Here is a 19,252-nt window from a genome sequence, read left to right on the forward strand (position 1 = left end):
TTAAGAATCCTGTAGCTACAGGAGCTTATCAGGACTTTCCTGATATTGGCATAGGTGAAGGCATGCCAGCCATTATTAAGCTTTAAAAGCTAATAAATAAAGAGGTTAAAAGCGAAGTATTTATATAACGAAAGTCCTCACCAGAGACTAAGTCCTGATTAAAAACGCCTTACTCATATGCATTTAGTAAGGCTAACCCATAGAAATTTAAAACTTTAGATATTTACAAAGAGAGAACATCATTATGCAACTTGGATTCAAAAACCTGCTACTTATTACGATCACAATATTAGTTGGCTTGTCTGTATCTTTAACAAGTTACTTTTCCTATGTTAAAGAAGAAAAAGCACTGACCGCTATCATTATTAAACAAAACAGTGAGTTTGTGAGACAACAATCTATGCTTATTGAAAGCAAATTGAATGAAAAAGTATTAGGTTTGGCTAGGATTGCGAAATTATATGATGATCAACGAGAAGAAGGCAGCAAAGAAGACTTTATTAAATTAACCAACACCATAGCTTTTGCCATGAATCTTAATAGTTCGGCTATTGGATTTGAAAGCGGTGTTGGTTATTGGAATCAAGCTAGCGAAATTTGGCCTGAGAATATATTCGCAGGTGATGTTAGAACTGAGTCTTATTACAAACTAGCTCGAAAAAATTCAGGTACAGCAACAAGTGAACCTTATTTTGATTCAATAGACTATTGGGTCAGCATCGTTCATCGCATAAAAAATGGCATGATTTCTGTTGATATGAAATTAGATTTTTTGAATGAGTTGGTTGAAGACTCTTCGAAAATCCCGGGGGCTGTAGCATTAATTTTGAATCATGATACAACCGTTTTAGCCTCGACGAATAAAGCGGTAGAAACCAAAAAGCTAGCCACTAATTACCCTTGGTTTAAAGAGGTGGCGTTAAGCACTGTTAGCCAGAAAAGCAGCAGACAAACTTATCAATTAGCTGGGGTGGATAAATTACTTTTTTCGCACCGAATTCAAGTGGCTGATAAAAATTGGTATTATACGCTGAGTCTAGATAAAGAAACTGCATATGCCAGTCTGTTTGATGCGAAAAAAAGCGCTATTATCAGTACGCTTGTTGCAACAATAATAAGTGTTGTGTTGGTTTTCATTGTCTTGCAAATTATTTACCGTCCTATACTGGTATTAAAAGAAACAATCACAGCACTCTCTCAAGGTAATGGCGATTTAACACAGCGCCTCAAGGTAAACTCAAGTGATGATTTAGGTCAAATTTCTGATGGGGTTAACCGTTTTATCGAGAGCTTACAGTCGATGATGATAGAAATAAAAGATGCAACCACCGCCTTAAATGGCAACCTCTATAAGTTGAAAGACCAATCAAAGCATAATACAAATATATTAAATGGCCATATTCAAGAAACAGAGCAAGTTGTAACGGCGATTGAAGAAATGAATGCCACAGCAGGCGCTATGGCAAGTGATATTGCTAATGTTGCTTTACTGACTGAGAATGCCAACAACGCTGGTCGTGAGTCTATGAAAACGGTAAACCAAGCTCAAGATACTATTTCTGAGTTGGTTTTAGACATTGATAACTCGGTAGAAAGTGTTAGTGAGATGAGTAAGAAAACCGATGGAATTAATTCCATTTTGAGTGTTATTGGCGGCATTGCTGATCAAACTAACTTATTGGCACTTAATGCCGCTATTGAAGCCGCTCGCGCTGGTGAACAAGGTCGTGGTTTTGCCGTGGTTGCAGATGAAGTACGTAATCTTGCGAGCCGTACAAAGGCAAGTACTGACGAAATTGAAAGTGCACTTGCCAGCTTATTACAAGGTAATCAAACGGTTGTTGAATCAATGATTGTGACGAAAGACCGTTGTCAAATAGCAGCGACGGGTACGAGTGAAGTGTCAATAAGCTTGAATGAAATGACAAATACTGTGTCGGAGATTAATAATTTAAGTACACAAGTTGCCACTGCTGCTGAAGAGCAAAGTAGCGTTACACATGAAGTCAGTAAAAACATGACAGCCATTAACGAAATTGTTGGTGAGTTAGATAAAAATGGTAAGCAAGTGGTTAATGAGATCAATAGTGTTGATGAAATTAATCAACAGTTAACCGGTATAATAAGTCGATTTAAAATTTAATTGGCCCTGTAACGACCCTGTAACAGATTTTGTGTAACTGCCAGGTTTAAATAACATCTTTCAAACGGTCTTCGAATTCAATTTTAAATCGATTCAAGGCCGTTTTAACATTTCTTATCGGCATCGTTGGCCCTTTAACAGATTCTGTTACAGGGCCCTAAATGTATTGATTCTTGCATCTTGTTGAGCTTTATCGTTTGTTAAATTTAAAGCAATATTAATGAATTTTCTGCTGGATAATATTAAATTGTGGGCTGTTTTGTTCTTGTTTATGACAAATACTTAATAAATCTTCAATCAAACAAGAAAGTGCACGACGTTCAATTTGCTGGATTAATGCTTGCTGCTCGTCAGTGAGCATGTGGTACATAGTCGCGGCGCCAAAATCGCCAAAAATAATATTAGCGTTTTCATCAAACAAGGTATTATGCGCGTATAAATCACCATGACATACTCGATTTGCATGTAAATGTTCAAACACGTCTTCCATTTGCAACACTATTTTATCAATTTGACTAACGCTTAAGGTAAAGCCTGTAGGAAAAGTATCACGGGTACAGCTTTTAAAGCTTGGCGGTAAACCCAAATTTTTAAAATTAGCCGGTATTAAGTTCATGATTAAGGCTAAATAATCTTCCTCATTGACTTGTGCTAAAGAACGGACAAGGTTTTGATGATCGCCGACTTTTAAACATGCCTGTAACTCGTCTTCTGGGTAGCCATCACTGGTTACTTTGCCTTTAAAAACTTTCACCGCAACATTGTCTGGAAATGCTAATGGACTATCAGTCCAAGTTGCACTGGAAATAACGCCTGAAGCACCTTGTCCCAGTACCTTTTGTAAGGTGAAACTTGTTGAGGGCAGTGATGGAACTGAGGCAATATTGAGGTTAGCAAGGCTAAAAGGATTGCCGGCAAAGGCAAGCCATGCAAGTTTAGGTAATCTCAGCAATTGCTCGGGACATTCAGTTAAATTGTTCGCTGATATACGCACTAACTCAAGGTTATTTGACTGCGCTAGTGTTAACGGTAGTTTGGTTAACCTATTGCCTGCTAACGCTAATTTTTGTAGTTTTGGCCGTTCGCCCAAAGCGTCAGGCAAAGTTTCAAGGCAGTTGTCGGTCAAGATTAACCAACGTAAATTCTCCGGTAAGGAGTTAGCAGGCACCTGTTCAATTTGATTTGATTTAAAGCCAACCATTTCTAGGTTTTCACAGCGCCCAAGTACTTCAGGTAATACTTGGAAGCGATTGTTTGAAGCAAAAATTATTTGAAGTTTTTTTAGCTTAATTAACGCCTTGGGTAGCGAGGTTAATTGATTGTCAGATAAATCTAGAATTTCTAAGCTATCTGCTAATGACAGAATTTCTAATGGGAATGAGCTTAAGTTTTCAGATAACTTTAAACGCTTAATACCCCTGAGTTTGCCAGATTTTAACTGAGATAGCGTATGCATTTATTAATCCATTGTTAGTGTTATTTTTAGTAAATGAAAATTTAGGATGCCACAAAGTGATATGACATCGCTAAGATATAAAAAAACCCGAGAAGCATATTTAAAGGCTTTTCAGGTTTATCGAGGGGTAATCAACCTAAGATGTTTTTTGTTACCAGAGTTAAGCCAGTGACACCTTGTATCTTGTACACAGGTATTTACCACAACCTAGTCCCTGTTTTCATTAATTCTAGGTGAACCTAGAATTACATATAATGGATTATTTTAAAGGAAACCCTTCTATTTATCAATATCAATGGGAAGTATGATAGCGGCTATAAAGCAAATAAAATCAGATAATTGTAACGCAGCGATTAGCATTTAAAGCACTAGACGTATTTGTAAACCTAAGCTTAAAAATAGATGTAGAGTCATTTGTTATTAAAAATGACTAGAAGATAAAGCTCAGTTTAAAAAAGTCAGATAATATTAAGTTTACAGTTTTTTTAGATGGTTTTAGGAAAGGGTGGCTTAATGACGATAGTTCACTGCGCGCTAGCGAAAATGACATAGGCGATTTAGAAAAATCATGAGCTAAATTTTTTGCTGATACTAGTTTAGATTAACTTACATCAACTATAAAATCTGACAGATAGCGATAGGTTATTAATTAATAAAAAGGATCTTAACATACGATTAAGATCCTTTTTATGTTTAACTTTTTAATCCTTAATGACTCAGTGGTATATTTATTATTTACTTTTTCGCCTTAAAGTAAGCGAGACTAAAGCAAGAGAAAACAGTATTAATGTGCTGGGTTCAGGAACAACAGACACTTGCGAAAAACGCTGTTCAAAGCTTCGCAATGAGGCAAACTCACCAAAGTCTCCCGCTTCAAGTAGAATGTTTTTTGTTACCCAAATTTCATCAGTTGGTGAAAAATTTGCTGAATCAAATAATTTCTCATTTTGTTGACCAAATATATCACTTCTTTCTACATTTTTTGTACCTATTTCATTACCTCTATTAGGGTCTGAATAAATTTTTTCTTCAATAAATATACTTGTCAGCGAGGTAGGATTAATTAATGCTGAATCCGTTAAATATAACGAGTTATCTTTGATCTTAAATATCGGGTCAAGTACTGAGACTCTAAAGCTAAACATAAAATCTAAGAAAGTATAAGAGTCATTCCCTTCAAGAGTAAAGGCATCATTTAAAATTTCAAAATGTAGTCCTGAACCAGGGTTTAGTCCACCATCAGCTAAACTGGTGACATCTATATCATCAGTGTTGACCGAAAATGGATTAGATGAAATGTCTTGTATTAATTCCCATTGGTCAAACAACTTATCGCCTACAACAATAGAACCACCATTAAATAATGTGCTGATAGGCGTAGCACAAACATTTACTGAAAATAGCAAACTAGCTATTAATAATATTTTTCTCATAAATTTCTTCCTTTAATTTAATATAAGTTAATATAATTTATTTTTAAATTTATTGTGAATTACGGAATAGGATTAATCGCACATCGAGCCAAAGTACAAAGAGGAATACAAACCTTGGTGTCTGATGGCGTGATCATGCCATCTAAGTTTGCATCTCTTGGATCATTGGGCAAGGCAACTTGACCACGGGCAATACTAATTGCTCTTAAATCTAAGCGGTCAATATCTCCATCGGCATCAGTATCACAAATCAAAGGTCCACCTATAGTGACTTCAAAATTTACGCTACAGGTATTGCCAGCGCCATCAGTTCCAGTAATTGTTGCACTACCTGACTGCCCTGGATCAATTAAATTTATGGTGAAATTGACTTGCCCATCACCTGGGATAAAGGGATCAATGCTTGAGATGGCATTAACACCATTAATCATTTCAACAAAGAAAACACCAGTATCATTATCAATGACATTATTGCCGTTGGAATCTTCTCCGGGGTCAAGAATACCATTTCCATTGACATCTTCTGTTGGTTTGTTATCGGTAACTGAACCCGTTCCTGCATTGTTGTTGATATCAAGCGAGCAAACAGGAAGGAATGCATCTCCTATTTGATTGATAAACTGAAATAATGCACCACCAGGATAGATATAAGAGTCAAAGTTGTTATATCCTTCGACGGTGACACCATGAGGGTTTACCGATGCAGTGTTATGTGTACCTTGACTTAAAGCCAAAACCGCTGCTGATAATGTCCCCCCTGGTATAGGTGAATAATCCCCAACAGGAACTGGCACGCCATCTAAAGTCAAAAAACCAACATCAGCATTATCAGCAATAATAGTTAAAAAATTCTGTGCAAATTGCCCAGCTCCAACAGTGGAGAAGGTATAATTATTTTGATATTGTGCTGATGGTATAATATTGGTCATTGCTGGATCACCCGAGGTTGCCCCTGGCGCATTTTGCCCTGTCATAAATTGAGTAACAAAAATAGGCTTATCTGCAGCAAAAAACTGATTCCCCGTAATAGCTGCTGTTTCAAAGAACTCACCTGCATTGATAACAGTAGTGGGCACACCATTTATCGTCATGCTGGTATTATTTTCTGAAGCAAGGATGCGATAAATGGTTCCTCCAGGTCGATTAGGAAGTCCAGCAGCAGATGCGGTTAAGCCCCAACTAACCAAGGGCTGTGCAATTTCAAAGACATGATCACATGCACCGGTCCCAAGTGGAATATTAGTACACCTATTACCATTAATTAACCCTACTGGCCTATCGGCAACAACTCTAGTACCGGTTAAACTGCCGGCAGTACCTGATGTTAAAGACTGTCCATGATAGCCTTCACCACGATTTAGATTTATAACAAATGGCACTCCGGCCAGATGACCAGACATATTGTTAGTGGGTGTGATTGTCACTTCAGTATTATCAAAGGCAGCATAAACAGTAAACAGACCAACGAATAGCGCATTATAATCTGAAACCAAATACTCTACATTCATGGTGTCAACGGGTAATGCCAAACCGGCATCAGACGTTGCTGAGTCTCTATTTACTTGATAAACAACAAACTCCTCATCCGCCGTCGCCCTTATCAGGTTTGATGATACCGCATTAACCGTCCAACTTGTCGCTGCTTGTGTTGGCAAAGATAAAATGGTTACAGTGCCAGGTATTATCGAAACAGTTTGAATAAACGTAGGTGTGTTCATTGGATATACTACGGTAACATCGGTAGCGACATCACCGGTTAGGTGTAATTCAATTATTGGCGCTGATCTTAGTTGTGGCAAAAAAGCCATAACAAAATCTTTACCTTGATTGTCTAATTGAGCATTAGCATTGAAGGTCGATATTGTTAAAAAAATCAGCAGTAATGTCTTAACTGATATAATTAATGTATGGCCAAAGGTTTTAATATGATTCATAAGTAAGTCCTTTATATGATTTAAATTTACTACCTACTACCTACTACCTACTACCTAACAACAACCCCCACTCTGTGATCATTCACCGAGTTATAATAACCAACTATTTCGGCATTTATTTGATTCACTAGAGCAGCTAGTTTTAAAATAAATACCTATAGTTGGCCACTTTTCCTAAGTATAAAATAGATCGCCTAATTAATGAAATGGGTATGATTTTACAAACTTAATAATACAGTTGAATTTGTTAAACAAAATAACACCTTGTCTAACAAATTAATCTGTACATAAAATAAGCATTAATTATGCCGCTAATAATAATATCTAGTAATCAAATTGTTAGATTTTTTAAAGTGTTAAAGAACATATTTGTGTAAATTTTTTCGACACTATTGATACGGTTAAATAACAGGAATATTCATGAAGCTAGCATATACCTTAGTGTTAATGGTAGTAGTCAAAGTATAATTAGCAATATATTAAGAAAATATGAGGTTATTGAAGCTAAGTATATTAAATTGTCGCTAGTGGGTAATTAGTCAAAAAAATCAGGACAAATTTTCGCTTATTTTGTTAAATAAAGATGGTGAAACACCAAGAAAAATTACTCACTAAAAAATTTTAAATCTTACTTATAAAAAATAACAAATAAGAGTTTAAATTAAGCACTAAAATGCTATCTCACTTTGTACCTCTTTACGCCCTAGAAATATAAAATTCATCTCTGCTATATGATTGAAAAATTGACTGTCGCGGTATTTAATTTGCTCAATATAAAAATTTAATTAAAAGAAAAATTAGCGTTTAAGTGATCTTTAGGTTATATAATTTCGCTTTAAAAAAAAAGACTGCTTTGCGGTGCATGAGAGAAGATTATTACTTTAAAAAGTTGTAGTTTCTGAGATGGAAATTTCTTTAGTTATGAAGAGAAAATCAAGAAGTGGTAGCGCGCTAGCAATCAGATAACATTTTCTTTATGGAACAAAAAAGGGATAACATTTCTGTTATCCCTTTTTCTATAATTTGGTGCTCGCTACTGGACTCGAACCAGTGACACCTTGCATGTCATGCAAGTACTCTAACCAACTGAGCTAAGCGAGCGTTACTTCTAAGTAAAATTGTTGAGTGACTCAACGAGGCGCTATGTTAGCGATCTGTTTTAGCAAGTGCAAGCAGTTTTATCTAAAATATGATGCGATTGCTGTTTAATTCAGCACTGGGTATTGTGCTTGCTTATTTAAGCAACAAATAGCTCAATAAAAGTTACACGCTATTTTAAATAGTCTAAAAGCAAGGCGTTAGAGTACCAAGCTAAAAACACTCGATTAACTTTCCAAGGCTGCGTGTTGATCAAAGCGCTTTTGCACTATTTTTAAGCGCCAAGCCAACAACACGGCCGCTACTGTTAAGCCAGAAATAAAGCCTATCCAAAATCCATAAGGACCTGATGCTGGTGCTACCCAATCGGTTAAGCCCAGTATTGAACCAAAAGACAAACCCACAACCCAGTAGGAAAAGAAGGTGATATACAAAATCGACTGTGTGTCTTTATAGCCACGAAGTGCACCCGCTGAAATAACTTGTATGGCATCGGAGAACTGAAATAAAGCCGCTAAAAACATTAAGCCAGCGGCAAGTTCAAGTACTTCGGTATCTGTGGTGTAGATGGTGGCAATTTGTGTGCTGAACAATAAGGTAATGGCTGCGGTTACTACCGCAATAACCAGTCCTAAAATAACCGAATACCGGCAGAGTTCCTTGGCTTTTTCAAAGTTTTTATTGCCCACTTCAAAACCCACTTTTATCGTCACTGCCATCGCTAAACTTAATGGCACCATAAAAACCAAACCAGAAAAGTTAATGGCAATTTGGTGGCTGGCAACAACATTAGCGCCAAAGGGTATAAGTATTATGGCTACGGCGGCAAATAAGCTTACTTCAAAAAGTAATGAAAATGCTATAGGTGTGCCTAAAGCTAATATGATTTTAATTTCTGACCATTGTGGCCAATAGAATTTGCTAAACAATGGCGCGTGTTTTAGATGTTTTGAAAAATAAGCATAGGCAAGCATGCCAAGAAACATCACCCAGTAAACAATAGCTGTGGCAATACCACAACCCGCACCACCGAGTGCAGGCATACCAAACTCACCATAAATAAAAATATAGTTGGCGGGTATATTAATCAACAAGCCTAATATGCTAATGATCATGGTCGGGCGAGTAAAAGACAAACCTTCTGAATAATTACGTAAAACCAAATACAGACAATAGCCTGGGCCGCCCCAAACAATGTAACCTAAATAGTCAAACATTAGATGTTTAAGTTTAGGCTCCATCGAAATAGAGTCGATTAACATCGGGGTGGCAATGTAGTAGAGAATAATGATGATTATTGCGAAAAAAACCGCTATCCAAGCGGTTTGATAACTGGCTTTCGCCACTTGGTCAAACTGTTTGGCCCCCGATAATTGCGAAACAATACTGGCCAGTGCCATCACAAGACCTGATATGGCTAAAATTAAGGGCAACCAGACACTGCTAGCTACGGCAACGGCCGCCATATCAGTGGCACTAACACGACCCGCCATGACAGTATCAGCAAAACCCATTAAATTTTGGATCAATTGGGCGATTAAAATGGGATAGGCCAATTTCATTAAATTTTTACTATTGGAAAAAAAACGATTTATGTTCATCAAAGCGATTATATCATTAGGTTATTCTTGCTAAGATAGCAAAAAGTAGAATATTTGTTGGATGATATATGTTTACCGGTATAGTGCAATCACAAGCTGAAGTAATTGCGATAATGCGTAAAAATAATGCGATAAGATTAAAAGTTGCGTTAGAGACCCCGCTGATAGCTAATCTTGAAATTGGTGCGAGTGTGGCGATAAATGGTGTTTGTTTGACCGCTGTTGAGTTTGGCCATTTAAGTGATGATAGTAGCTTTAGTAGCTTTATAAGTTTTGATGTTATTGATGAAACGTTACGAGTGTCTAACCTTGCTGATATTAAACTGGGTACACAAGTTAATGTTGAGCGTTCGTTAAAAATTGGCGATGAAATCGGTGGTCATATGCTCAGTGGCCATGTTCATACGCAAGCTGTTTTAGCTAATCGTATCGATAGTCAGGACAACTGCACGTTAAGTTTTACCATAGCGCCTGAATATCAAAAGTATATATTTTCCAAAGGTTTTATCAGTATTAATGGTATTAGTTTAACGCTAGGCGCTGAAGTAGGAGAGTTATTTTCAGTCTATCTGATACCCGAAACTTTAGCGCGTACCAATTTACAGAATGCGGTGATTGGCGATAAAGTGAATATTGAACTTGATCAACAAACCATGACGATTGTTGAAACAATTGAACGTATGAAACTAAGTAGTAATTAGTTTTAACGCAAGCATTTGTTATACGCGCATGTGACTTGCTAGTACTCACCTCTGGCTAGTACGCACCTCTTGCTGGTACGCACTTAAAGTGCAGTTAACGGTTGGCGGGTTAGTACCTAGTAATATCACTTGCTTGTTAGGTATTTATTTAACAAGATAATAGTGAGTTTATCTCACTATTATCTTAACAAAACTAAGGTTTAACAAAACTAAGGTTTAACAAAACTAAGGTTTAAAAAAACTGTTCATTATCACTACCCACTCCTAATAGAATTTTTTGATGATACTCGTCAATATGTAAATTCAAGTGCATTTCCATGCAACAAGCGGGGCATTCATCATAATAATCTTGGTCACCGGCACTAGTGTCTAAGGCCAAATGTATAGGGTGGCCGCAATGTGGGCATTCAATACGTTGTTCTTTAATCTTATGGGGCATGACGGCTCCTAGATTTGAAGCTTGAAGGATTGTACGTTTTAGTATGAACATTTTTAGCTAAAGCGCGAGTTACTCAGGCTAAATATCGCCCAAAACACTTGCCACCGCAGGGCGAAACACTGTTTGGGTAAAGCCCTTAGTTAGTGAAGGTAAAGCGCGTGGTAAAACTGTTGGCAATGTTATGCGCGAAATTAATCAACTTAAGTGATTAGATGATTAATTTTATTGGGTACTCCATCCCATTGCTCTGCATCAACAGGTGCCGGAATAATTTCGGTGATCACTGGCCATATTTTTGCCAGTTCAGCGTTGAGTTCAATAAAGTCTTTTTGATCTTCTGGCACATCATTTTCTTGATAAATCGCGCCAACAGGACATTCAACAGGGCACAAGTCGCAATCAATACATGAGTCAGGATTAATAACTAAAAAATTGGGTCCTTGATGAAAGGCATCAACAGGACAAACTGCAACACAATCAGTGTATTTACATTGAATACAATTATCAGTAACTACAAACGCCATTTTATTCCGCTTATTTTATCTTATTGAGCTATCAAATCGACTAGCATTACTACTATGAAAGGCCAGATCATACCTAGCTTATAAACAAATTCAATTATTGTTTTAGCTTTGTATTTGGTATCGCTAGTACTATCAGGTAAAATAGCGCCAATTTTTACCCTAGTCTCGCTTTGGATACACGATATGTTGCGTTTAACTAACGTCAAATTACCACTTAATCATCAACCGGAAGAATTAGAGCAAGTTATTCTTGCAACATTAAAAATCACCGCTGAGCAGCTTACCAGTTTTTCAATCTTTAAACGTGGTTACGATGCACGTAAAAAGAGTAAGATCATTTTGATGTATACCTTAGATGTAGAAACAACAAAAAATGAACAGCTTATCGCTGAGAATATCAATGATCAAAACATTAAAGTTAGCCCTGATACAAGTTATAAGTTTGTTGGTCAAGCACCCGAACATTTAACCGAGCGGCCAGTGGTTATTGGTATGGGGCCTTGTGGTTTATTCGCGGGCTTACTCTTAGCACAGATGGGCTTTAAACCCATTATTTTAGAGCGCGGTAAAGAAGTACGCCAGCGTACTAAAGACACTTTTGGCTTTTGGCGGAAAAAAATTCTTAATACTGAGTCCAATGTGCAATTTGGTGAAGGTGGTGCGGGTACCTTTTCTGACGGCAAACTCTGGAGCCAAGTTAAAGACCCAAAGCATTATAGTCGCAAAGTATTACATGAGTTTGTTGATGCCGGCGCGCCAAGTGAAATTCTATACGTTAGTAAGCCACATATAGGTACCTTTAAATTGGTCACCATGGTTGAACAAATGCGGGCAGAAATTCACCGTCTTGGCGGCGAAGTACGTTTTGAACAACGTGTAGACGATATTCATTTTGCCGAAACGCAAGATGACAACGACAATAGGCAAGTGACCGGTTTAACTTTATCGACAGGCGAGGTAATAAACACTAAACACATTGCTTTGGCTATTGGCCATAGCGCACGTGATACTTTTACTATGTTGCATGAAAAAGGCGTCTTTATAAAAGCTAAGCCATTTTCTGTTGGCTTTAGAATTGAGCATGAACAATCAGTTATTGACGATGCTCGTTTTGGCGAAAATGCCGGCAACCCTATTTTAGGTGCGGCTGATTACAAACTTGTTCATCATTGTAAGAATGGCCGTTCAGTTTATAGTTTTTGTATGTGCCCTGGTGGCACAGTAGTTGCCGCTGCGTCAGAACCAGGGCGTTTAGTTACCAATGGCATGAGCCAATATTCACGCCATGAACGTAATGCTAATAGTGCTATTGTCGTCGGTATTACACCAGAAGATTATGACGAAAATAGTAGCAAGGATAACGTACTTGCGGGCATTGAGTTTCAGCGTCGCTTAGAAGAAGCGGCCTTTAAACTGGGTGGCGAAAACTATGATGCCCCTGTACAGCTAGTGGGTGATTTTCTTGCTGGACGAAAAAGTGGCGAGCATGGTGTGGTAGCGCCATCTTATAAGCCTGGTGTTAAATTCTGCGATTTAAGTGAAATTTTACCTGACTACGCTATCGAGGCTATTCGTGAAGCATTACCGGCATTTGAACGAAAAATTAAAGGTTTCTCAATGGCTGATGCAACATTAACCGCTGTTGAAACACGGACTTCGTCGCCGATTAGTATCACCCGTGATAAAGACAGCTATGAGAGTTTAAATACCAAAGGGCTATATCCGGCGGGTGAAGGTGCCGGTTATGCGGGTGGTATTTTGTCTGCGGGTATCGATGGTATTAAAGTCGCTGAAGCTATGGCGCTTTCGATGCTGAAGCATTATCAATAAAATGTTAACTGCGCTACCATTGTTTAACTCATCAAAGTGAATAACCTAGCTTGATGAGTAAGTTAAGCCTTAGTTAGGCATTTAGTTAAGGCTAAAGTCTCGGCTTATAGGTCATGCTAGCGTTTGAGTTGTACTGAGTTCACAAGCGCTTTACGATTACTGCATTTCTTGAATATCATCGTTAACTTGTTGTTGCCACTTACTTTGAGGTAATTGGCTTTGAATATTGTGTAGTGTGGTCCAAATGCCATTCAGTGTCATGGGTTTGGTTAGCCAGAGTGGAATATTACCTTTAGGGTCAACCATAAACTGGTAAGTTATTGCTATGCGGTCAGCGGACATTGGCACTATTGTCCAATGGGCGCTAAGTAGGTGCATACGTATCACATCTTGGTTTTTTTCTATGGCATTACTAGCGTCTTTAACCGCAATCTCAATCGATAGATCCTCGTTTTGCCAATAACGAGAGTGGGCCACTATTTCACGTGCTGAAATTGGCCATAAGCCTTTAAATCGAGTAATAAATACACTTTCGTTTTTTGAACTTTGGCTAATGCATTTAGCGGACTCTACATTGTCTAGCCAATGTGGAACCTGCTTAAAATCTTCAATAAAATAGATAAAGCCCGTTAAACTTGAATTAACCTTAGCCTGTGCCTTAATTTCAATGACATCGTCATATTGACTAGCACGATAAAAAACACTTAATTCACTATTTTTCTTCCAAATGTTCCATGACGATAAATCATTTGCTTGAACATTATTGCTTAACAGCAGCAGGGAAATTAGTAGACAGTCACTTAAGCGTCTTAAATAAGTAACTGAGAAAAATATAACGCTGAGATTAAAAGCTTGAGGCAACTACCTATTCCCTATCATAACGTATTGCTGGTATAAACTGTGTTTGTGCAATAACGTAATTAAGAAAACACTAGTTCATCGGTTTAATTATTTTTGATTGATTGGGTTGCCATACACCGGCACCGTTGTGCGCAAGATGATTCATGCCTTGATTTAATACTTTATTGCCAACAATAGTTGAATTTTCAGGATGACTAATTAAAAATCCTTGGATGTATTTAACCCCTAAAGACTTTAATAATTCTAGCTGTATACTATTCTCTATCCCTTCAGCGACTACTTTTAAATCAAGTTGATAGGCCATGTCGATGATTGATTTTAGTATTTTCTTATACTTAATACTACTAGTGGCTTCATTAATAAACATTTTATCAATTTTTAAAATATCGACAGGTAATGTTGCCAATATTGCTAATGAGCTAAAACCTGTACCAAAATCATCAATAGCAATAAAAACACCTTCTTGGCGAAGTTGCTCTAATTCTGTGATAATTTCATCTGATATATCAAGGAAGCAAGACTCGGTAATTTCAAGCATTAATGACGAAGGTGGTAGTCCAGTTTTTACCAGTGTATCCATAACCCACTGATAAATTGGACGATGCTTAAGTTGAATAACAGAAACATTAACAGAAATTTTGGTTTTTTTCATGCCGGCGTTATACCAAGCAAACATCTGACGACAGGCTTCATTTAATATCCAATCACCTAGTGGCAATATTTGATTAGACTCTTCTGCGATCGGTATAAACTCTGTCGGTGAAATAACCCCTTCCACTGGGTGCTGCCATCGAACAAGTGCTTCAAAATAACTGATGACACAACCTTCAACATGAATAATAGGTTGGAAGGTTAAAAAGAAGCTGTGGTTAGATAAGGCTTGTCTCATCTCTTCCAATAAATAATGATAGCGCCTTAATTGGCTACCCATTTCAGGAGAGTAAATTCTATAAACGCCACGTCCATCTTTTTTAGCACGATACATTGCCACATCAGCTAATTGTACTAGTGTATTAGGTTTGCTGGCACTTTCAGGGTACATAGCAATACCTATGCTAGCACTAATTTTAATCGTTTTATTACCTAAAGTGAATTCACGTTCTAGTTCTGATAAGACAAATTTTGCAATATTAATAGCACACTCTGAATTTTCTATATCAAAAAGAAAAATAGTAAACTCATCACCACCAAGTCTAGCTAAGTTTTTTTCGATACAATTACTTGATTGGCTGAAATTTAGTTTATTACTGCGAACAAGTGAGTTTAGTCGCTCAGCAACTTGGATCAGTACTTCATCACCGAATGAATGGCCAAACGAGTCATTAACTTGTTTGAAGCCATCAAGGTCAATAAATAATAGCCCACTTTTTATTTCTTTACTCTGTGTTAACTGCTCTTCAATATGTTGCAGGAAAGTGTGGCGATTAGTTAACTTTGTTAATGCGTCACAAAAGGCACCTTGCTCAGTATCTGTTTTATATTGCTTTGCATATCGTGCTATATCTTCTAACGCATAGTTTAGATTAGCTAATACAGAATATTCTGGTTTGTATGAATGCTTTTCACCAAAGGTATTTGCTATGCCATCAGTAATAGCACAAATATCTTTTAATTTACTTTTTTGATAATTCAAAATTAAAAAGCCAGCGATAAAACCAATCACAAGTAGCGCTAGGGAAGGATAAAAAACGGCTAATGCAATGTTAAATAAAATGAAATTTAATGGTGTTACTAACCAGTTATCATTCTTTTTTACTACTTTAACAACCAGCTTCTGTTCATTATCTCTAGCTAAGTTATCAATAAGTAAAATGTGACTTAAATAGCCACCAACATCAGTTAATTGTTGTTGAGGTAATTCATAAGCAATATCAGGTTGGCTGTGATGAAAAGACGCTACTTTTTGAGATAAAATTGACACAAAAAATATATAAACAATAGTGAGAAATAATATAGTTAAGAGCGTGGTTGTTTGCCAATATTTAGCGGTAGATTTATTCATACTTTAATATTCCGTCATCAGGAAGCCGCTACAATTAGTCATATTGCTTCTACAATACTACTGACTAATATTAACATTAGGTTACATTTTACTTTTGTTTTTTTACATGTAATCAACATGTTTATACATACGAGTAACTTAATTGGGTCGCCATCATATCCACACTTGTTTATTTTATCAAGCCGTTACGGGCTTTCAACTATAATATTATGGATGGGTAGCGTGGGGCCTAATAGGAAACGTTATACTAACTAGTGTAACTAATGCATACAATATAAATAACATATTAATAATAAAACTGAGTAACATAAATTTACTTTTTATGCCCAATGATAGCGTCAACGCTGTACTTAAAATTTATTTTCGGTTACCCTACGGCGAAATTTTATTGCGGGTTGTTAACACTTAAGTAGCGAAATACTCAAACGTTAATGGCTAAAAAGACAATATTAACCAATTAATTTAATTGCCAAAATAATTTAATTCAAGTGACACTTCGTATGTGCCACCACTGAACAAAGGAAAATACATGCCTGTTATTACGCTTCCCGATGGTAGTCAACGCACTTTTGAACAAGCTGTCTCTGTTATGGCGGTTGCCTTAGATATCGGTCCTGGTTTAGCAAAAGCCACCATCGCTGGTCGCATTAATGGTGAGTTAGTCGATGCTTGTGAATTAATTAAAGAAGATGCAGCGTTACAACTTATCACCAGTAAAGATGCGGAAGGTCTTGAGATCATTCGTCACTCGTGTGCGCATTTATTAGGCCATGCTATTAAGCAGCTATATCCAAATGTGAAAATGGCGATTGGCCCAACGATTGAGAATGGCTTTTATTACGATATTGACCTTGAAGAATCAATTAGTGAAGACGACTTAGCCAAAATTGAAAAACGTATGACAGAACTTGCTCGTACGGGATATGAAGTTGTTAAGAAAACAGGCACGTGGCAAGACGCTTACGATGCGTTTACTGAACGTGGTGAAACTTACAAATTACAAATTCTTGATGAAAACATCGAGAAAACAGATACGCCTGCTTTATATTACCATCAAGAATACATTGATATGTGTCGTGGCCCTCACGTACCTAGTATGCGTCATTGCCATCAGTTCAAGCTGATGAAAGTAGCTGGCGCTTATTGGCGTGGCAATTCAGACAACAAAATGTTGCAACGTATTTACGGCACAGCATGGGCGGACAAAAAACAATTAAAAGCCTATATCGTTCGTTTAGCAGAAGCTGAAAAGCGCGATCATCGTAAAATTGGTAAAACCTTAGATCTTTTCCATTGGCAAGAAGAAGCGCCAGGTATGGTGTTCTGGCATAACGATGGTTGGACAATTTATACTGAGTTAGAGAAATTTATTCGTGAAAAATTACATGAATATGATTACGACGAAGTTAAAGCGCCAATGATGATGGACAGAAGCCTCTGGGAAAAATCAGGTCATTGGGATAAATATGCTGATGGCATGTTCACCACTGAATCTGAAAAGCGTGAATACGCGATAAAACCAATGAATTGCCCGGGTCATGTACAGATATTCAATCAAGGTTTAAAGTCTTACCGCGATTTACCCTTACGTATTGCTGAGTTTGGCTGTTGTCATCGTAATGAGCCATCAGGTTCTTTACATGGCTTAATGCGTGTTCGTGGCTTTACGCAAGATGACGCCCATATTTTTTGTATGGAATCGCAAGTTCAAGCTGAAGTGAAAAAATGTATTGAAATGGTTTACGACGTATATGGTTCATTTGGTTTTGAAGATGTCGTTGTTAAATTATCCACTCGTCCAGAAAATCGTATCGGTAGTGATGAAATTTGGGATAAAGCTGAAGCCGGTCTTGCGCAAGCATTAACCGACAGCAACATCAAATTTGAGTATTTACCGGGTGAAGGAGCATTTTATGGTCCTAAGATTGAATTTACTTTAATGGACTGTTTAGGTCGTGCTTGGCAATGTGGTACAGTGCAGCTCGATTTTGCTTTACCAGAGCGTTTAGGCGCAACTTATGTAGGTGAAGACAACGAAAGATATATTCCTGTCATGATTCACCGAGCTATTTTAGGTTCACTTGAACGTTTTATCGGAATTTTAATTGAAGAGTTCACGGGGAAATTTCCAACGTGGTTATCTCCAATTCATGCAACTGTGATGAATATTACGGGCAAACAAGACGAATATTGTGAAAAAGTTGTAAAAAAACTAAAAGAAAGTGGATTTAGAGTAAAACTAGACTTGAGAAATGAGAAGATAGGCTTTAAAATCCGCGAGCATACTTTAAAGCGTGTTCCGTATTTGTTAGTCGTCGGTGATAAAGAAATGGAAACTGGCGAAATTGCAGTACGAACGCGAAGTGGTGAAGATTTAGGAACAATGTCGGTTGACGACTTTATTGCTAAATTATCTGATGAAGTGAAAACTCGTCGCTAAACACTTTGTAAAATGAACACGTATATTATTATTTTATCCAAGTAAGCTAATACTAGCGCTTACTTGGTAACAACGTTCTTTGGAGGAACATGGCTATTAAAGGTGGACAACGTGGCGGGCAAAAAGAGCCGGCTCATCGTTTAAATGAGTTAATCACAGGTATTCTAGGCAATGAAGTTCGTTTAATTAAATATGACGGCGAACCAGGTGGCATAGTTTCATTCGATGAAGCTATGGACCAAGCGGAGGACGCAGGTGTAGATCTTGTAGAAATCAGCCCAACAGCAAAACCTCCTGTTTGTCGAGTTATGGATTACGGTAAGTTTATCTATGAGAAGGCTAAAGAGCAGAAAGAGCAACGTAAAAACCAGAAACAAATACAGGTTAAGGAAATTAAATTCCGACCTGGTACAGATGAAGGCGATTATCAGGTAAAGCTACGCAACCTGAAACGCTTTTTAGAAGGCGGCGACAAGGTCAAGGTAACATTACGTTTCCGTGGCCGTGAAATGGCCCACCAAGAGCTTGGTCTTGAAATTTTAACTCGTGTTAAAAACGATTTAGAAGAATTGACCGTAGTTGAGTTTTTCCCTCGTAGAGCGGAAGGGCGTCAAATGGTGATGGTTCTAGCCCCTAAAAAATAGATAATACCCGGTTTGCAAGTAGCTCAATGTTTTTCGAAATATTGAGCTCACCGCTATTATCTTTAAGCTGGTAAACAAGGCCTACAAGTAGAGTTCGACATCTTAGCTTAACCGCTAAGCACTGATGAGTTCTCGCCTAGTTTACT

13 protein-coding genes and 1 tRNA gene are annotated in these 19,252 nt (G+C 37.4%); 5 read left to right on the forward strand and 9 right to left on the reverse strand.

The genetic code is table 11. From position 1 onward, the window contains the following. Nucleotides 1-244: 244 nt before the first annotated feature. Complete coding sequence (locus H4J61_RS11900) at nt 245-2,143, forward strand: methyl-accepting chemotaxis protein (RefSeq protein WP_220461034.1); 1,899 nt, start codon at nt 245-247, stop codon at nt 2,141-2,143. Between the two features lie 217 nt (nt 2,144-2,360). Here H4J61_RS11900 and H4J61_RS11905 read toward each other — a convergent pair whose 3' ends face one another. The 5 genes from H4J61_RS11905 to H4J61_RS11925 all read right to left on the reverse strand — a co-directional run bounded on the left by H4J61_RS11905 (nt 2,361) and on the right by H4J61_RS11925 (nt 9,626). After that, entirely contained in the window at nt 2,361-3,599 is a 1,239-nt protein-coding gene (locus tag H4J61_RS11905) for a leucine-rich repeat-containing protein kinase family protein (protein ID WP_182185179.1), read from the reverse strand. Nucleotides 3,600-4,330: 731 nt separating this feature from the next. After that, nucleotides 4,331-5,032 (reverse strand): PEP-CTERM sorting domain-containing protein, encoded by a 702-nt coding sequence (locus H4J61_RS11910; RefSeq protein WP_182185180.1) that lies wholly within the window; start codon nt 5,030-5,032, stop codon nt 4,331-4,333. 59 nt (nt 5,033-5,091) lie between these two features. After that, on the reverse strand, nt 5,092-6,966 hold the full coding sequence (locus tag H4J61_RS11915) for an IgGFc-binding protein (RefSeq protein ID WP_182185181.1): 1,875 nt from the start codon (nt 6,964-6,966) through the stop codon (nt 5,092-5,094). Between the two features lie 1,024 nt (nt 6,967-7,990). Beyond that, nucleotides 7,991-8,067: transfer RNA gene (locus tag H4J61_RS11920), tRNA-Val, on the reverse strand. Between the two features lie 224 nt (nt 8,068-8,291). Beyond that, nucleotides 8,292-9,626, reverse strand: coding sequence for an MATE family efflux transporter (locus tag H4J61_RS11925; protein ID WP_259363278.1), 1,335 nt, complete (start codon nt 9,624-9,626; stop codon nt 8,292-8,294). Between the two features lie 107 nt (nt 9,627-9,733). Between H4J61_RS11925 and H4J61_RS11930 the strand changes: the two genes are divergently transcribed. Next, entirely contained in the window at nt 9,734-10,366 is a 633-nt protein-coding gene (locus H4J61_RS11930; protein WP_182185182.1) for a riboflavin synthase subunit alpha, read from the forward strand. A gap of 232 nt (nt 10,367-10,598) precedes the next feature. On the opposite strand, the gene H4J61_RS11935 is transcribed toward H4J61_RS11930, so the two are convergent. Then, the gene (locus tag H4J61_RS11935) at nt 10,599-10,805 is read right to left on the reverse strand and encodes a CPXCG motif-containing cysteine-rich protein (RefSeq protein WP_182136304.1); all 207 of its coding nucleotides are present in this window, start codon (nt 10,803-10,805) and stop codon (nt 10,599-10,601) included. Nucleotides 10,806-11,005: 200 nt separating this feature from the next. Continuing rightward, the gene (gene fdxA, locus H4J61_RS11940; protein ID WP_182136305.1) at nt 11,006-11,329 is read right to left on the reverse strand and encodes a ferredoxin FdxA; all 324 of its coding nucleotides are present in this window, start codon (nt 11,327-11,329) and stop codon (nt 11,006-11,008) included. Nucleotides 11,330-11,512: 183 nt separating this feature from the next. Here fdxA and H4J61_RS11945 point away from each other — a divergent pair, with 183 nt between their 5' ends. After that, on the forward strand, nt 11,513-13,159 hold the full coding sequence (locus H4J61_RS11945) for an NAD(P)/FAD-dependent oxidoreductase (RefSeq protein WP_182185183.1): 1,647 nt from the start codon (nt 11,513-11,515) through the stop codon (nt 13,157-13,159). A 156-nt stretch (nt 13,160-13,315) separates the two neighbouring features. On the opposite strand, the gene H4J61_RS11950 is transcribed toward H4J61_RS11945, so the two are convergent. Together H4J61_RS11950 and H4J61_RS11955 are read right to left on the reverse strand one after the other, a co-directional pair. Beyond that, complete coding sequence (locus H4J61_RS11950; protein WP_182185184.1) at nt 13,316-14,020, reverse strand: START domain-containing protein; 705 nt, start codon at nt 14,018-14,020, stop codon at nt 13,316-13,318. 70 nt (nt 14,021-14,090) lie between these two features. After that, nucleotides 14,091-16,022 carry a bifunctional diguanylate cyclase/phosphodiesterase gene (locus H4J61_RS11955; protein ID WP_182185185.1) on the reverse strand — a complete coding sequence of 644 codons (1,932 nt, stop codon included), beginning with the start codon at nt 16,020-16,022 and terminating at the stop codon, nt 14,091-14,093. Nucleotides 16,023-16,551: 529 nt separating this feature from the next. Between H4J61_RS11955 and thrS the strand changes: the two genes are divergently transcribed. Next, nucleotides 16,552-18,462 carry a threonine--tRNA ligase gene (gene thrS, locus H4J61_RS11960; protein ID WP_182136309.1) on the forward strand — a complete coding sequence of 637 codons (1,911 nt, stop codon included), beginning with the start codon at nt 16,552-16,554 and terminating at the stop codon, nt 18,460-18,462. An 89-nt stretch (nt 18,463-18,551) separates the two neighbouring features. Then, on the forward strand, nt 18,552-19,106 hold the full coding sequence (infC, locus tag H4J61_RS11965) for a translation initiation factor IF-3 (protein WP_182185186.1): 555 nt from the start codon (nt 18,552-18,554) through the stop codon (nt 19,104-19,106). Nucleotides 19,107-19,252: the final 146 nt, after the last annotated feature.

Origin of the sequence: Colwellia sp. MB3u-4 (assembly GCF_014077065.1) — a bacterium.
Classification (GTDB): domain Bacteria; phylum Pseudomonadota; class Gammaproteobacteria; order Enterobacterales; family Alteromonadaceae; genus Cognaticolwellia.